13 protein-coding genes are annotated in these 16467 nt (G+C 70.9%); 6 read left to right on the forward strand and 7 right to left on the reverse strand.

All coding sequences use genetic code 11. From position 1 onward, the window contains the following. Nucleotides 1–167 precede the first annotated feature (167 nt). The gene (locus AQJ67_RS23540; protein WP_062721034.1) at nucleotides 168–1403 is read left to right on the forward strand and encodes a winged helix-turn-helix domain-containing protein; all 1236 of its coding nucleotides are present in this window, start codon (nucleotides 168–170) and stop codon (nucleotides 1401–1403) included. A 16-nt stretch (nucleotides 1404–1419) separates the two neighbouring features. Here AQJ67_RS23540 and AQJ67_RS23545 read toward each other — a convergent pair whose 3' ends face one another. The 7 genes from AQJ67_RS23545 to mtnA all read right to left on the reverse strand — a co-directional run bounded on the left by AQJ67_RS23545 (nucleotide 1420) and on the right by mtnA (nucleotide 10569). After that, nucleotides 1420–2166 carry a response regulator gene (locus AQJ67_RS23545; RefSeq protein ID WP_062721035.1) on the reverse strand — a complete coding sequence of 249 codons (747 nt, stop codon included), beginning with the start codon at nucleotides 2164–2166 and terminating at the stop codon, nucleotides 1420–1422. Between the two features lie 201 nt (nucleotides 2167–2367). Further along, nucleotides 2368–3060 (reverse strand): ribosome hibernation-promoting factor, HPF/YfiA family, encoded by a 693-nt coding sequence (gene hpf, locus AQJ67_RS23550; protein WP_425264175.1) that lies wholly within the window; start codon nucleotides 3058–3060, stop codon nucleotides 2368–2370. Between the two features lie 315 nt (nucleotides 3061–3375). Then, entirely contained in the window at nucleotides 3376–4401 is a 1026-nt protein-coding gene (locus tag AQJ67_RS23555) for a ComF family protein (protein ID WP_062721037.1), read from the reverse strand. 249 nt (nucleotides 4402–4650) lie between these two features. Beyond that, nucleotides 4651–6492, reverse strand: a complete 1842-nt coding sequence (locus AQJ67_RS23560; RefSeq protein WP_062721038.1) for an LpqB family beta-propeller domain-containing protein — start codon at nucleotides 6490–6492, stop codon at nucleotides 4651–4653. Beyond that, a complete protein-coding gene (mtrB, locus tag AQJ67_RS23565; RefSeq protein ID WP_062721039.1) occupies nucleotides 6482–8566 on the reverse strand; it encodes an MtrAB system histidine kinase MtrB in 2085 nt (694 codons plus the stop codon). Before mtrB ends, AQJ67_RS23560 begins: the two co-directional genes overlap by 11 nt. A gap of 1 nt (nucleotide 8567) precedes the next feature. Next, on the reverse strand, nucleotides 8568–9257 hold the full coding sequence (mtrA, locus tag AQJ67_RS23570) for a two-component system response regulator MtrA (protein WP_187283109.1): 690 nt from the start codon (nucleotides 9255–9257) through the stop codon (nucleotides 8568–8570). A gap of 160 nt (nucleotides 9258–9417) precedes the next feature. Further along, nucleotides 9418–10569, reverse strand: a complete 1152-nt coding sequence (gene mtnA, locus AQJ67_RS23575) for an S-methyl-5-thioribose-1-phosphate isomerase (RefSeq protein ID WP_062721084.1) — start codon at nucleotides 10567–10569, stop codon at nucleotides 9418–9420. A 140-nt stretch (nucleotides 10570–10709) separates the two neighbouring features. Here mtnA and AQJ67_RS23580 point away from each other — a divergent pair, with 140 nt between their 5' ends. The 5 genes from AQJ67_RS23580 to AQJ67_RS23600 are packed head-to-tail and all read left to right on the forward strand — an operon-like array spanning nucleotide 10710 to nucleotide 16350. Further along, the gene (locus tag AQJ67_RS23580; protein ID WP_062721040.1) at nucleotides 10710–12038 is read left to right on the forward strand and encodes a DUF7847 domain-containing protein; all 1329 of its coding nucleotides are present in this window, start codon (nucleotides 10710–10712) and stop codon (nucleotides 12036–12038) included. Nucleotides 12039–12042: 4 nt separating this feature from the next. Beyond that, entirely contained in the window at nucleotides 12043–12852 is an 810-nt protein-coding gene (locus AQJ67_RS23585; protein ID WP_079056111.1) for a DUF4129 domain-containing protein, read from the forward strand. After that, nucleotides 12849–14051 carry a DUF4350 domain-containing protein gene (locus tag AQJ67_RS23590; protein WP_062721041.1) on the forward strand — a complete coding sequence of 401 codons (1203 nt, stop codon included), beginning with the start codon at nucleotides 12849–12851 and terminating at the stop codon, nucleotides 14049–14051. Before AQJ67_RS23585 ends, AQJ67_RS23590 begins: the two co-directional genes overlap by 4 nt. Next, complete coding sequence (locus tag AQJ67_RS23595; protein WP_107122958.1) at nucleotides 14051–15040, forward strand: AAA family ATPase; 990 nt, start codon at nucleotides 14051–14053, stop codon at nucleotides 15038–15040. Before AQJ67_RS23590 ends, AQJ67_RS23595 begins: the two co-directional genes overlap by 1 nt. Next, nucleotides 15040–16350, forward strand: a complete 1311-nt coding sequence (locus AQJ67_RS23600) for a DUF58 domain-containing protein (protein WP_062721043.1) — start codon at nucleotides 15040–15042, stop codon at nucleotides 16348–16350. The genes AQJ67_RS23595 and AQJ67_RS23600 overlap by 1 nt, the downstream gene beginning before the upstream one ends. The last annotated feature ends 117 nt before the right edge of the window (nucleotides 16351–16467 follow it).

The raw sequence follows: 16467 nt of genomic DNA on the forward strand, positions 1-16467 counted from the left end.
CAGCGGGGGTCTGGGGGCCGCAGGCCCCCAGGAGGGCCGGGGTCGAAGGGGCAGCGCCCCTGGAGGATGGGACGGGTAGGGGCGGCGGGGGCGAATCCACCCACCGCCCCCACCAAAACCCGCAGCTCACCCCCCACTGTCAGTGCCACCCCCTATCGTCCGAACCCATGACGACCCCGCGCCCCACCACCGAGCTGACGGCAGACGAAGCCCGCCGCATCGCCCTTCGCGCACAGGGCTTCCTCGGCGCGCCCGACCGCAGATCCGGCGTCCGCGGCATCCTCCGTCATCTCGGCGCGGTCCAACTCGACACCATCTCGGTCCTGGCCCGCTCCCACGAGCTCATCCCGTACGCCCGCCTGGGCGCGGTCGGCCGCAAGACCATCGAGAACGCCTACTGGACTACCGCACCCGAACCCACCACGGCCACCGCGCCCACAGCCGCGCCCACAGCCCCGCCCCCGGCCGACCCCCACGCCTTCGAGTACTGGTCCCACGCCGCCTGCATCCTCCCCATCGAGGAGTGGCCCCACTTCGCCTTCCGCCGCCGCGCCTACCGCAACCGCCCTCACTGGAACCACGAACTCCCCGACGGCATTTACGCCCAGGTGATCAAGCAGCTCCGCACCGAAGGCCCCCTCACCGCGACCGACCTCGGCGGCGCGAAGAAGACCAGCGACTGGTGGGACTGGTCCGGCACAAAGGTCGCCGTCGAACGCGCCCTGATGTACGGCGAGGTGGTCTGCGTGGAGCGCCGCGGCTGGAAGCGCGTCTACGACCTCGCCGAACGCGCCATCCCGGACCCGCTCCTGCACGACGAACTGGATGACACCGAGTGCGTCCGCCGCCTGGTCCGCCTGGCCGGCCAGTCCCTCGGAGTGGGCACACGCGCGGACATCGCCGACTACCACCGTCTCAAGGGCGAACAGGTCGACGCGGTGATCGCCGACTCGGGCCTGGTCCCGGTCACGGTCGAGGGCTGGGGCAAGCCGGCCTGGGCCGACCCCACGGCCCTGGAGACACCCCCGCGCGGCCGCCACCGTACGACGCTGCTGTCCCCGTTCGACTCCCTGATCTGGGAGCGGTCCCGCACGGAACGGATCTTCGGCTTCACCCACCGTCTGGAGGCCTACGTCCCCAAGCAGAAGCGGGTCTACGGCTACTTCGCGATGCCGGTCCTGTCCGGCGGCCGTCTCGTCGGCCGCGTGGACCCGGCCCGCGAGGGCCGCACCCTGGTGGCCAAGCAGGTCGTGCTGAACGGCCCGAAGGCAGTCACGTCAGTGGCCCAGGCCCTGGCGGAAGCAGCGAGCTGGGTGGACTGTACAGACGTACGGGTGGAACGGGTCGACGCCCCCGACCTGCGCGAGCCCCTCGCCAAGGAGCTCAGCCGCATCCTGGGGTGACCCTTACCGGCCCACGTCACCGGATCTCGAGGATCTTCTCCCGCATCGCGTAGACCACGGCCTCCATCCTGGAGTGCAACTGCAGCTTCTCCAGGATGTTCCGCACGTGGTTCTTCACGGTGTTCTCGGAAATGAACAACTCCTTGGCGATATCCCGGTTGTTCATCCCCGTGGCGACGAGCTTGAGAACCTCCAGCTCGCGGTCCGTCAGCCGTGGCGCGGGCACGAGCCGACGCTCGTCCGTCCGTTGGATCATCGACTTGAACTCGGTGAGCAGCTTCGACGCCATGGACGGACTGATCTGCGACTGCCCGTCGGCCACGGCACGAATGGCGGTGGCCACCTCGTCCGTGGAGATCTCCTTGAGGAGATAACCGGTCGCGCCCGCCTTGATCGCGTCGTAGAGGTCGGCCTCCTCGTCGCTGATCGTCAGCATGATGATCTTCGCGCTGGGGGCCACCTCCTTGATGGAGGTGCAGGCCTCGATCCCGCCCCGCTTGGGCATCCGTACGTCCATCAGGATGATGTCCGGCAGCAGGTCGGCGGCCTTGTCGACGGCTTCGGCGCCGTCGCCCGCCTCCCCCACGACCTGGATGTCCTCCTCGGCCGCGAGCACGATCTCCAGTCCACGGCGGAACAGGGCGTGGTCGTCGACGACAAGGACTCTGATCGGCTCCTTGCGTGGAGAGCCCGTGTCCGGGCCCATGCCGACGACATCGCCGTCGGCATCCTCGTCCCGCATCGGTCCGAAGCTGTCCGCCATCGTTCCTCCCCCTGAGGCTGTGGCTGGTCGTTTGCCATCGCCAACCCAAGGCAGCGGCCCACCGGTTGGGCCGGTGCGGCCATGATTTCATGCCCGGCCGACACTACGGTGACGTGCGGGGCGCGAAGTGGTCGCACACCGGGTGCCCCTGGGGGCGCACACCGCGCTCCAGGGGCACCGGCTCAGCGTCGGCCGGGCGGGTCAGCCGCCCAGCGTGCCACCAGCCGCAGGGGGCTGCGCCTGGGCGACCATCGGGTCCGTGTTGAGGTGGATGACCCCGTAGTCGTACGCGTGCCGCCGGTAGACGACACTCGGTTCCTTCGTCTCGGAGTCGACGAAGAGGTAGAAGTCGTGCCCGACCAGCTCCATCTCGTAGAGGGCCTGGTCGAGGGTCATCGGGGAGGCGACGTGCGTCTTCTCGCGCACGATGAGGGGGCCTTCACCCTTGACTTCCAGCGAGCCGATCTTCTTGGTGGGGACGCCGTCCGGCTCTTCTTCCTGGAAGGAGTGGCCATTGCCGTTGAGCGTCGCCGCGCCCGGAACGTGGTCGGGGACCTCGGCCGCCGTGAGTCGGCGTGCACCTCGGCGCGAGAAACGCTTGTCGTGCTGCTTGCGCAGCCGGGCATCCAGCTTCTCCGCCGCGAGGTCGAGCGCCGCGTACGGATCGCTGGCCGCTGCCTCCGCCCGGATCACCGGACCACGGGAGCGGAGGGTGATCTCCACTCGATCGCTGCGGTCGGCCTGTCGCGGGTTGGGCTCCTTGGACACCTCGACGTCGAGGCTGATCACCTTGGCATCGAGCCTCTGGATCTTCTCCAGCTTCAGCTTCTCGGCCACGTGCTTGCGGAACCGCTCGGGCACCTCGGTCTTGCGGCCCTTGACGACGATGTCCACGCAGAACTCCGTTCCCGGATCGCTCCGCTCCATCGGCGGAGCATCTCCCTTTTGCACCAGGCTCCGGTGAGCCCCGGAACCTCGGACTCGGTGACTTCCACCTCCTCCTCCCCCATGGGCAAGATCTCCACCCCATGGCCTCGGGTGATTGCGCAAAACCCGTGGCACGGCATTCGGATATGACGGGGATGGCCTGCGCCTTTCCCTCACAACCGAACATATCTCGCCCGGACGGATGTCGTCACCCTCTACTGCGGCGTACCTCCGTTCAGGTGAATTGAGCCTCTCGTTACCTGCAACGATGCAAGTTCTCAGTCAGTTCCGGTTTATTTCGAAAGAATCCGGCGGAGCAGCGACCACGGCTGCGCAGATCAGGTCGCAGCCATGTCCGGCGCCCATGATTCCCGGCATCTCCCGTACCCGCCGCACAGCGCCCTCCGTCGATCCGGCCGTCCGTTCCTCTGTGCTTTCCCGACTTCCCGCCAGGTACACAGCCGTTGTCCGGTTACCCGTTGCCCTCTGGCCACCCGCGTCGCGCTCCGTGGCCACCCGTCCATACGCGTCAACCCCCTCCGCCGTTCTGACGTATCCCCTCCTTTCCCGCGCCTCCTCCACCATGGCCGCCCGCACGGCACGCGCCGCCTCAGCCAGGGACGCGCCCGTCGTCATCAGGTCGTCGACGAGCACGACCGGCCCCTCACCCGTAAGCAACCGTGCTCCTCCAGGAGCCACCGTCAGCGCGCCGGCCAGATTGTCCAGCCGCTGCCGGGAGTTGAGCCCCGACTGATCGGCCACCCCACGCCCCTGCCGCAGTACCGCGAGGACCCGCGCCGGCGTCCCCGCCCGCCGCAAGTCACCCGCGGCCGCGAGCGCGATCCGCCGCGCCGGATCATGCCCCCGAGCCCGCACCGCCCCACGCCCCGACGGAACCGGCACCAGCAGCACAGGCGCCCGAGCACCCTCGATCCGCCGAGCCCCGTCGTCCCGTACCTGACCGCCCCCGGACCGCAGAGCCCGCCCCGACGCCCCGCTGCCGTACGCGCAGGCCTCCCGAAGCCCCGCCCGCACGGCCCCCGCGAGAGCCGTCCCGAGCGGCGCCGCGAGCGCCAGCGCGCCGCGCTCCTTGTGGGCCAGCAGCACTGCGCGCGCCTCGTCCACATACCGCGCCGCCGCGTGCACCACCGGCAGTCCCGGCGGCTCCGGCACCGGTCGCACCCGGCTCGGTCCGGTCCCGCTCAGGACGGCACGGCACTCCGGGCAGAGCACCGTGCGAGGCCTCCCGCAGCCTCCGCACTCAGCCGGCAGCACCAGGTCGGTGAGGTCCTGCCACCACCCCCGCATGCCCACCACTGTGCCAACACCCGCGCAGACCGACCACCCCTGTGGATAACTCCCTGTGGAAATACTCCGGCCCCCTCACGCGGGCCCTTTTCCTCCCCGGAATCGACTCCGCTCCGCTGGACTTCCACACACGAAAAAAGTGGCCGCCCCAACCGGAGTCACACCCCGGCCAGAAGCGGCCACCACACTCGCCGTCCCGAATCCCCGTGCGGCCCCGGCATCCCGACGCCACCCCGGACCCGACCGCGCTCACCCCGGATAAACCGGCGCCGTCCCGTCCGTCACGACCTTCTGCCACTGCGCCCCGGAGGGCAGCCGTACGATCCCGTCCTCGGAGTAGCCGATCAGCGGCAGCCGCGCGTCCTCGGACGCGGTGATCTCCTTCACGCCGCTGAGGGCGGCGGGCGCCGGTCCTTCCGGCGTGGAGCCGTCGACCTGCACGTACCGCATCGTCTGCACGCCGCCCTGCTCACGCCCGACCACGACGAGCCGGCTGTCACCGGCCCACGACATGGCCGTGACCTCCTCCAACTCAGGTGTCGCGGAGCGCAGTTCGTGCACCGAGACGGCCGAACGTTCCGCCTCCTTGCCGTCCTCCGTGCGTTCGATCCGCCCTATGAGCAGCGACGACTTCTCACCCTGCTGCACCACGAGCGCGATGCGCACCCCGTCGGCGGCCACCCGCACGGACTCGATGCGCCCCTCCAGCCCCGGCGGTGTCTTCACGACCAGCGGATCGCCCACGCCCTCCTTCAGCAGGAGCAACCTGGGGTTGCGGGGGTCGCGGTCGGCCACCCAGAGGTCGCCCTGGGCATCCCAGCTCGGCGCCGTCAGCCGCTCATCCGCCGACGGACCCGCGCTGGTCAGCTCCGGCTCCCCGAGCGGACCGCCGGACACCAGCGCCCCGACGTACAGGTTCTTGCCGTCCAGGCCGACCCCGGCAGCCATGTCCTCGTCACGCGACACGGCCACCGACTTCAGCTGCGTCTCACCCTCGCCCAGGGCACCCGGCACGGGATCGGGGGCCGTGTCGTTGGCGGCGGCGGCCAGCCGGACCAGTCGGTGCTTGTCATCGAGGAAGTACAGGTAGGTGGCGCGCTGCACGGACCCGCGCGCGGCGACCTCCTCCGCCTGGTCCTCTCTGAGCTCACACAGGTGCCTGTCCCCGGCTTCCAACTGGACCTCGTCCACCGTGGGAGTCAGGTTCTGGAGCGTGAACAGCAGCTGCGCCGCCATCTCGTCGCACTGGGCCGCGCCGACCCGGGCCGCCTTGTCGTTCAACGGCACGGTCAGTCTGTTCTGGTCGTTGGGCGTCAGCGTGGTGTCGTCGTCCTTCAACGCCGTACCGGTCGGGAAGCTCGACCTGGCCACCGGATCGAGCCAGCTGGTGGGCCCCTTGAGGAGCGAGCGGACCATCTGCGTCATGGGGTCCACGTTCCTGCGCACGAAGACGGGATCGGCGACGGCCGCCGTGTGCGGGGAGGCCCCGAGCTGGGTGTTCGTGGCGAAGTAGTACTTGTCGACGGACATGTAGTTGCGCTGGAAGTCCGACTTGCCCATGACCACGCCGCGTGGCGGCACGTCGATGCGCCACTGCTTCGACTTCTTCTCCCGGGTGAGGTGCATCGGCTCGCTGTAGTCGCCGCTGGCAGGCGCGTACGACTGCTGTGCGTCGACGGTGGCGACCTTGGTGCCGGTCAGTGTGTACGAGAGGCTGTCCGTCTCCTCGCGGCCTCCCAGGTGCTCGATGTCGACGCCCGGGCCGTCGGCCAGCACCGTCGTGGCCTGCCGGGGCAGCCACTTACGCGCGGCCTCGGTGGTCAGATACTTGCGCGCGGTCTCATAGTCCGGATCGTCGCTGGTCAGCGCCTCCAGGAAGCCCGACACGATCTCCGACGACGAGGCGTCCTCGCGGGGCGGCATGGCGAAGACCCGCACCTGCGTGTCCTGGCGCGGCGTGGACTCGACACCCCGCAGATCGCCGCTGTCGGGCATCGAGGCGCATCCGGCCAGCAGTACGACGCCACAGGCTGCGTACGCCACCGTGCGCCCCGGCGTGCGCCGCGCGCGCCCCTCGCGGTCAGCGCCCACGCGATGCCTCCCCATGCTTGCTCGACTCCCCGTCCTGCCCGGCTTCGTCGCTCGGCCGCTCTTCCGCACCGGGCGGCCCGGCTATGTCGTCCTGGCGCCGCGCGCCCGAGGCGGGCCGGGGAACCACCCGCGCGCCGTTGCCGGGCAGCGCCGTCGGATCGGCCTTGGGCGCCGCGCTGCCCAGCCGCGACGGGATCGGGTCCCTCGTCGGCATCGGGGGCGCTTGGTCACCCGAGGGCTGGGCCGGCACCGTCGCGGCCTTGTCACCGCCCCCGCTCGGCAGACCGGCGTCATTAAGTCCACGATTGCGGCGGGAGTCCTTGGGTTCCAGGGGTATCGGCGAGCCCCGCAGCGGCTCGTCCGCGGTTCGCGGCAGCGTCAGCCGGAACTGCGAACCGCCGCCCGGCTCGCCCCACGCCTGCAGCCAGCCGCCGTGCAGCCGCGCGTCCTCCAGCGCGATGGACAGCCCCAGCCCCGTACCGCCCGTGGTACGCGCGCGTGCCGGGTCCGCCCGCCAGAAGCGGCTGAAGACCCGAGTGGCCTCACCGGGCTTGAGCCCGACGCCGTAGTCGCGCACCGCGACGGCCACCGCCCCGCCCGCCGAGGCGAGCTTGACCACGACATCCTTGCCCTCGCCGTGCTCGACGGCGTTGACGACGAGATTGCGCAGCACGCGCTCCACGCGGCGTGCGTCGGCCTCGGCGACGATGGGCTGCTGGTCGCCGACGATGCGTATCTGGGTGCCCTTGCGCTCGGCGAGCGGCTCGGCCCCGCTGACGACGCGTCGCACGACCTCCCGGAGGTCGATCGGCTCGGCCTCCAGCGCCGCCGCGCCCGCGTCGAAACGGCTGATCTCCAGCAGATCGGCGAGCAGCGACTCGAACCGGTCCAGCTGATCGGCCAGCAGCTCAGCCGACCGCGCGGTCACCGGGTCGAAGTCCTCCCGCGCCTCATGGATGACGTCGGCGGCCATCCGTACGGTCGTCAACGGCGTCCGCAGCTCGTGCGACACGTCGGACACGAACCGCCGCTGCATCCGCGAGAGGTCCTCCAGCTGCTGGATCTTCAGCTGAAGGTTCTGCGCCATCTTGTTGAAGGCCTCACCGAGCCGCGCGATGTCGTCCTCGCCGGTGACCTTCATCCGTTCCTGGAGCCGCCCGGCCGACAGCCGCTCGGCGATCCCGGCAGCCATCCGCACCGGCGTGACGACCTGACGCACCACGAGCCAGGCGATGGCCCCGAGCAGGACGACGACGAAGAGCCCCGCGGTGGCGAGCGTCCCCTTGACCAGGCTCAGCGACTTCTCCTCCTGCGTGAGCGGGAAGAGGTAGTAGAGCTGGTACGGGTTGTTGTTGGGGTCGTTGACCTGCTTGCCGATGACCAGCGCCGGCTGGGACTCCTTGTTGGCGGTGGAGTGGTAGACGATGCGGGTGTAGCTCTGGAACGCCCCCGTATTGCTGTCGATCCGGTCGCGCAGGTCCTCGGGCACGCTGTCCGTCGGGCTCACCCCGCCGGAGGCACGCGGGCCCCGCCCACCGGTGTCCCCTCCCGCGGAGGCCGGGAGCGTCACCACCTCGAAGGCGCCCTGCCCACCGCTGGAGAGCGAGGTGACGAGATCACTCATCCACTGGATGACGTTCTGCTCGGCCCGCTCGTCCCCGGCCGCGCCGTCGTCGGCGGTACCGGCGGCGGCCTCGTCGGCGTTCTGCTTGGCCGCCGCGAACCCACCCGTGGCCTGGCTCTGCGAGGCCTTCACCTTGGCGTCAAGCAGGCCGTTGCGCACCTGCCCGATGACGACGAAGCCCAGCAGCAGGACCACGCCGAGCGACATCAGCAGCGTGGTGACGACGACCTTGAGCTGGATGTTGCGTCGCCACAGCCGCATGACGGGCAGCAGCGGCCGACGCACCCAGCGCAGCAGGAGCCGAAGGACCGGGCTGCCCTGGACGCCTCCTTGCAGCAGCCCGCCCTCGAGAAACCGCCCCCAGCGGGAGCCCGCCTTCTTCCGGCCGACAGGCCGCTCCGGACGGGCCCCGGTCCGACCGGGGGCCGCAGCGGCACTGTCCCCGGACATGTCAGCTCGGCCCTGCCTTGTATCCGACGCCCCGGACGGTCACCACGATCTCAGGCCGCTCAGGGTCCTTCTCGACCTTGGAACGCAGCCGCTGCACATGCACGTTCACCAGCCGGGTGTCGGCCGCGTGCCGGTAGCCCCAGACCTGCTCCAGGAGCACCTCACGCGTGAACACCTGCCACGGCTTACGGGCCAGCGCGACCAGCAGGTCGAACTCCAGCGGCGTCAGCGCGATCGACTGCCCGTCCCGCTTCACGGAGTGCCCGGCCACGTCGATGACGAGGTCACCGATAGCGAGCTGCTCCGGCGCCGGCTCCTCCGACCTCCTGAGCCGCGCCCGGATCCGCGCGACGAGCTCCTTCGGCTTGAACGGCTTCACGATGTAGTCATCGGCGCCGGACTCCAGGCCCACGACGACGTCGACCGTGTCGCTCTTGGCCGTCAGCATCACGATCGGCACCCCGGACTCCGCCCTGATCAGGCGGCACACCTCGATGCCGTCCCGCCCGGGCAGCATCAGGTCGAGCAGCACCAGATCGGGCTTGGCCTCCCTGAAGGCGGCCAGCGCCTTGTCGCCGTCGGCTACGAAAGACGGCTCAAAACCTTCACCACGCAGCACGATGCCGAGCATCTCGGCCAGTGCGGTGTCGTCGTCGACGACAAGGACTCGTCCCTTCATAAACGACATCATCCCATTCTCATAACAGTGGCGAAGGCTCAGGTGAGGTAGGTCACCGGCCAGTGACCTTAGTCGTACGCCATCACCACTGTCTGCCCTCGGCCACATCACAGGGCGTGACTATTGCGCGGGTTCGCCCCTCTATGCCCGACCTGTGGATCCGGTATCCGTCTCAGAACGTCCGCGTGATTTGCCGCGACCTGGCACACAGCTCGGCCAGCGCCTCACCCGTCACAGGCGACACGGCCCCCTCCTCGGTGACGATCGCCGTCACCAGCTCGGGCGGCGTCACATCGAACGCCGGGTTGTACGCCTGGGTCCCCAGCGGAGCCACCGGAACCCCACCTCCCGCTTCCCCTCCCGCCAACGGCACCTGAGGCGCGGCGATCTCGGTCACCTCGAACCCCGGACGCTGCTCCACCTCGATGGACGCCCCGTCCGCCGTATCCAGATCGACCGTCGTCAGCGGTGCCACCACGATGAACGGCACATGGTGATAGCGCGCGAGCACCGCCAGCGGATAACTCCCCACCTTGTTCGCCACCGAGCCGTCGGCCGCGATACGGTCCGCCCCGATCAACACCGCGTCCACCTCACCAGCCGCGAACAGCGACCCCGCCGCGTTGTCCGTGAGCAACGCGTACGCCATGCCGTTGCGCGCCGCCTCGTACGCCGTCAGCCGGGCTCCTTGCAGCAACGGCCGCGTCTCGTCCACCCACAACCGCCGCAACTGCCCGGCCCGGTGCGCCGCGAGCGCCACCGCGAACGCCGTACCCTCGCCGCCCGACACCAGCGCCCCGGTGTTGCAGTGCGTGAGGATGCGGTGCCCACCGCCGGGCAGCAGCTCGTCCAGCAGCGCCAGCCCTCGCTCCGCCATCCGCGCACTGGCCTCCGCGTCCTCCTCGTGCAACGCCCGCGCCGCACCCAGAGCCGCGGCGGCCGCCCGCTCCACGTCCCCGCTCCTGGCGAGCTCCCCCCGGTACGCGTCCTGAGCCCTGCGCACACCGACGGCGAGGTTCACCGCGGTGGGCCGGGCACCCGCCAGCGCTTCCGCGGCGTCATCCACGTCGAAGCCCCGCGCGGCGGCGAGCGCGACACCGTACGCCCCCGCGATCCCGAGCAACGGCGCCCCACGCACGGCGAGCGAACGGATCGCCTCGACCAGCACAGGCGCGTCCGTACAGACCAGCTCGACCTCCTCGGCCGGCAGTCTCGTCTGGTCGAGAAGGACCAGTACAGGGCCTTCAGGTGGTTCGTCCCACCGGATCGCCGGAATCTCCTTCGGCCTGCCGTCCTCGCCGGATTGCGCGTACTGATCAGCCATATGGTCAGTCTGCCCCTTGTCCGGCGGACAATTGAAGGTGTCCAGCCCATACCGCGGCCGGTACGTCCCCGACCACCCCATGGCACGATGGCTGCCAACCTGCCGCCGCGACCGCGGACGGGCACCGTGAAGGAGCGACGATGAAAGACACGCCGGGCTGGGCCTCGCCCGGATCCGCCGCGTCCGACGGACAGGAACCCGGCGCGTCCGGCCCTGCCGAGCCCGCAGACCGTCCCCACCCCGCGCAGCAGCCGGGAACGGACCCACAGGACTCCGGCCCCAAGTGGTCCAAGGACCAACCGCCCCCCGGCCAGTGGTCCGCCCCGACAGCGCCCCAGGCACCCGGCCAGACCCCGCCACCCCCACCTCCGCCCGGCCCGGGTTGGGGAGCCCACCCGCCCGCCGGTCCCGGCGGATACGGCGGCGGCCACCCGGGCTACGGCGCCCCGGGCGCAGGCCCCTGGGGAAGCGGCTGGGGCGGCCCGCCGCCCGCCGCCAAGCCCGGCGTGATCCCGCTGCGCCCGCTCGGCGTCGGCGAGATCCTCGACGGCGCGGTCTCCACCATGCGCACCTACTGGCGCACGGTCCTCGGCATCTCCCTGACCGTCGCGGTCGTCACGGAGATCCTCGTCATCCTCGTCCAGGGCCTCGTCCTGAACGACCGCCTCGACACCGAGGCCCTCGACGACCCGAACGCCACCCTCAGCGAACTGACCCGCGCCACCGGCGACGCCCTGATCAGCTCCAGCGTCATCCTCCTGATCTCGGTGATCGGCGCGATCATCGCGACCGCCCTGCTGACGACGGTCACCAGCCGCGCGGTACTCGGCAAGTCGGTGACCACCGGCGAGGCCTGGCGCGACGCCCGCCCACAGGTGCCGCAACTCTTCGGCCTGCTCTTCCTGCTGCTGCTCATGACCTTCGGCGTGGTGCTCGCGGGCGCCGTGCCCGGCATCCTCGTGGCCGCCACGGGCGCCGGCGCGGCAGGCGGAGCACTCACAATCTTCGGCATCCTCGGCGCCGGCATCGTCGCGCTGTGGCTGTGGTTCCGCTTCTCCCTCGCCTCGCCCGCGCTGATGCTGGAGAAGCAGGGCATCACGAAGTCCCTGAGCCGCTCCGCGAAACTGGTCCGCGGCTCGTGGTGGCGCGTCTTCGGCATCCAGCTGCTCGCCACGATCATCGCGAACGTCATCGCGGCGATCGTCGTCATCCCCTTCACGTTCCTGGCCGGCGCCGTCAGCGGCGACGGCGCCACCAGCTTCCTCAACGGCACCACCGAGTTCGGCTGGACATTCCTCATCATCAGCGGCGTCGGCTCGGTGATCGGCTCCATGATCACGTTCCCGATCACCGCAGGCGTCACCGTCCTGCTCTACATCGACCAGCGCATTCGCCGCGAGGCCCTCGACCTCGAACTCGCTCGGGCAGCCGGCGTCCAGAACTACGGCACCGGCACCCCGGGGAGCTGAACAGGTGAGCTTGGCGGGGGGAGTTCTCACGGCAGCATCAGCACTGCCGGACACGGCCGCACGCGCACTGCTCGGCGTCGGCAACACATCCGTACGATCGCTGCCGCGCATCGGCGACACGTCCGTACTGGCGCTGCTGACCCGCTCGGACGACGAACCGCCGCTGACCATCCCGCGCGACCCAGCACGGGAGGCGGCTCGACGTGAGCTGTCCAAGGGCATGTACCACGAGAACGACCCCAGCTGGTTCCAGCGCGCCCTGGACGCCTTCTGGGGCTGGGTAGAGGACCTGTTCAGCAGCGCCTCGACAGTGACGCCCGGCGGACCGCTCGGACTGGTCGTCGTCATCCTGGTCGTCGTGGCGGTCCTCGGCGCCCTGTGGTGGCGCCTGGGCACCCCGCGCCGCCAACCCACCTCCTCCACCGCCCTGTTCAACGACCGCCCCCGCAGCGCCGCCGAACACCGCGCCGCCGCCGAGGCACACGCCGCCCAGGGCCACTGGAACCAGGCCGTCCAGGAACGCATGCGCGCCATCGTCCGCTCCCTCGAAGAACGCGCACTTCTCGACGTCCGCCCCGGCCGCACCGCGGACGAGGCCGCCGCCGAAGCAGGCCGCTCACTGCCGTCCCACACGGACCGACTGCACGCCGCGGCCCGGGACTTCGACGACGTGACATACGGCGGCAGAACCGCCACCCAGCAGGCATACCAGCGCATGGCGGAACTCGACCGCGCCTTGGAGAGCACCAAGCCCCAGCTCGCGAGCAGCACCCCGAGCACGGCCCCCAACGCCCGCCAGGGAGCCGCCGAATGACCACCGAGGCCACGCTCCCGTCCACCTCGGCCTCGCCCACCGCACGCCAGCTGTGGACCCGCACACGAGGCATCGTCGCCGCCGCCGTCCTCCTGCTCGTGGCGGCCGTCGTGATCGCCACGATCCGCTCCGACGCCCGGCACGGCACCCTCGACCCACGCTCCGCCGACCCCCGAGGCAGCAGAGCGGTCGCCGAACTCCTCGCCGACCGCGGCGTCGACACGCGCGTGGTCACCACCCTGGACGAGGCACGCGCCGCAGCCGCCCCGGACACCACCCTCCTGGTCACCGCCCCCGACCTGCTGACGCGCCGTCAGCAGACCTGGCTGCGCTCGTCGACCGCCGGCACCGGCGGCCGCACTCTCCTCGTCGCCCCCGGCAGCTGGTCCGTCGAACGCCTCGCCCCTGGCGTCACCGCCGACCCCGCCACCAGCCTCGACTCGGAACTCGCCCCCGACTGCACCCTGCCCGCCGCCCAGCGCGCGGGCACCGCCGACCTGGGCGGCGTCCGCTACACCACCACCCACCTCCACGCCGACGAGTGCTACCCCAGCGAGCGCCTGGCCACCCTCCTGCGCATCCCGGACCCGACCGAGGGCGGCGACACCGTCGTCCTCGGCGCGCCCGACATCCTCTACAACGACCACCTCGACGAGCAGGGCAACGCCTCGCTCGCCCTCCAACTCCTCGGCTCCCGCCCCCACTTGGTCTGGTACCTCCCCTCGCTCTCCGACACGTCGGCCGCCGACGCGGACGACGAACGCAGCTTCTTCGACCTGCTCCCCTCGGGCTGGCTCTGGGGCACGCTCCAGCTCTTCATCGCCGCAGCCCTGGCCGCCCTCTGGAGGGCACGCCGACTCGGCCCTCTGGTGCCCGAAAATCTCCCCGTGGCGATCCGCGCCTCCGAAACCGTCGAAGGCCGCGCCCGCCTCTACCGCAAATCCAACGCCCGCGACCGCGCGGCCGCCGCTCTTCGCTCCACCACCCGCACGCGCCTCGCCCCCCTCGTAGGTGTCCCCGTCACTCAGGCGCACACGCCCGAGGCCCTGCTCCCCGCCCTGTCCGCCCACCTCCACGACCACGGAGACGGACAGGCCCTGCACACCCTCCTCTTCGGCCCGCCGCCCAGCGACGACGCAGCACTCATCAGCCTCGCCGACCAACTCGACGCCCTCGAAAGAGAGGTACGCCGTCCATGATGGACCCGACCACTGACAACGCCGGGACCACCGGGGACCCGGGCACCGCCCGTGCCTCCCTGGAGGCCCTGCGCGCCGAGATCGCCAAAGCCGTGGTCGGCCAGGACCCCGCCGTGACCGGCCTCGTCGTCGCCCTCCTCTGCCGCGGACACGTACTACTGGAAGGGGTCCCCGGGGTCGCCAAAACATTGCTCGTCCGCGCCCTCGCATCCGCACTCGAACTCGACACCAAGCGCGTCCAGTTCACCCCCGACCTCATGCCGAGCGACGTGACGGGCTCCCTCGTCTACGACACCCGCTCCGCCGAGTTCTCCTTCCAGCCCGGCCCGGTCTTCACCAACCTCCTCCTCGCGGACGAGATCAACCGGACGCCCCCCAAGACCCAGTCCTCCCTCCTGGAGGCCATGGAGGAACGCCAGGTCACGGTCGACGGCATCCCCCGCCCGCTCCCCGACCCGTTCCTCGTCGCGGCAACGCAGAACCCGGTGGAGTACGAGGGCACATACCCCCTCCCCGAAGCCCAGCTGGACCGTTTCCTCCTCAAACTCACCATCCCCCTCCCCTCCCGCCAGGACGAGATCGACGTCCTCACCCGCCACGCCGAAGGCTTCAACCCGCGCGACCTGCGCGCCGCCGGTGTACGCCCCGTAGCAGGCCCCGCGGACCTGGAGGCAGCCCGCGCAGCAGTCGCCAAGACCACCATCTCCCCGGAGATCACCGCCTACGTGGTCGACATCTGCCGAGCCACCCGGGAATCGCCCTCCCTCACCCTGGGCGTCTCCCCCCGCGGCGCCACGGCCCTCCTCGCCACCGCCCGCGCCTGGGCCTGGCTGACCGGCCGCGACTACGTCATCCCCGACGACGTGAAGGCCCTGGCCCTCCCCACCCTCCGCCACCGTGTACAACTCCGCCCCGAGGCCGAGATGGAAGGCGTCACCGCCGACTCCGTGATCAACGCGATCCTCGCCCACGTCCCCGTCCCCCGCTGATGGCCCTCACCGGACGCGCCGCACTCCTCGCGGCCCTGGGCTCCCTCCCCGTAGGAATCTGGGACCCCAGCTGGACGGGCATCCTGGCGGTCAACGCCCCCCTGGCGGTGGCCTGCGCCTGCGACTTCGCCCTGGCCGCCCCCGTACGACGCCTGGGCCTCACCCGCTCCGGCGACACCTCCGTACGCCTGGGCGAGGCCGCCGACGTCACCCTCACGGTGACCAACACGTCCAACCGCCCACTCCGCGCCCACCTCCGCGACGCCTGGCCCCCCAGCAGCTGGCCGCCCGGCACGGAGGTGGCCGCCTCCCGTCACCACCTCACGGTCCCCGCCGGCGAACGCCGCCGCATCACCACCCGCCTACGCCCCACCCGCCGAGGCGACCGCCAGACCGACCGCGTGACGATCCGCTCGTTCGGGCCCCTGGGCCTCTTCTCCCGCCAAGGCACCCACAAGGTCCCCTGGACGGTACGGGTCCTCCCGCCGTTCACCAGCCGCAAGCACCTGCCCTCCAAACTGGCCCGCCTCCGCGAACTCGACGGCCGCACCAGCCTCCTCACCCGCGGCGAAGGCACAGAGTTCGACAGCCTGCGCGAATACGTCCCCGGCGACGACACCCGCTCCATCGACTGGCGCGCCACAGCCCGCCAGTCCACGGTCGCCGTACGCACCTGGCGCCCCGAACGCGACCGCCACATCCTCCTCGTCCTGGACACCGGCCGAACCTCGGCAGGCCGCGTCGGCGACGCACCCCGCCTCGACGCCTCCCTGGACGCAGCCCTCCTCCTGGCCGCCCTCGCCTCCCGAGCCGGCGACCGCGTGGACCTCCTCGCCTACGACCGCCGAGTACGCGCCCTCGTCCAGGGCCGCACAGCAGGCGACGTCCTCCCCTCCCTGGTCAACGCGATGGCGACCCTCGAACCCGAGCTGATCGAAACAGACGCCCGAGGCCTCACGGCCATGGCGCTCCGTACGGCCCCCCGCCACTCCCTGATCGTGCTGCTCACCACCCTGGACGCGGCCCCGATCGAAGAGGGCTTGCTCCCGGTCCTGCCCCAGCTCACCCAGCGCCACACAGTTCTGCTGGCATCAGTAGCGGACCCTCACATCGCACATATGGCAACTGGACGCGGAAACACAGACGCCGTCTACGAGGCCGCGGCAGCCGCCCAGGCCCAGACCGAGCGCAACCGTACAGCCGAACAACTCCGCCACTACGGCGTCACGGTCGTCGACGCAACCCCGGAAGAACTCGCGCCGGCGTTGGCGGACGCCTATCTGGCCCTCAAGACCGCAGGGCGCCTGTAAAAACGAGAAAAGGGGGGATCATCTCCTACGGAGATGATCCCCCCTTAGCCCAACCGATACAGGTTCGGAAATGCAGAAAGCCCCCGGACCGGTATCCCCGGCCGGGGGCTCTCTCAC

The sequence above is a fragment of the Streptomyces caeruleatus genome, from assembly GCF_001514235.1.
Taxonomy (GTDB): Bacteria; Actinomycetota; Actinomycetes; order Streptomycetales; family Streptomycetaceae; genus Streptomyces; species Streptomyces caeruleatus.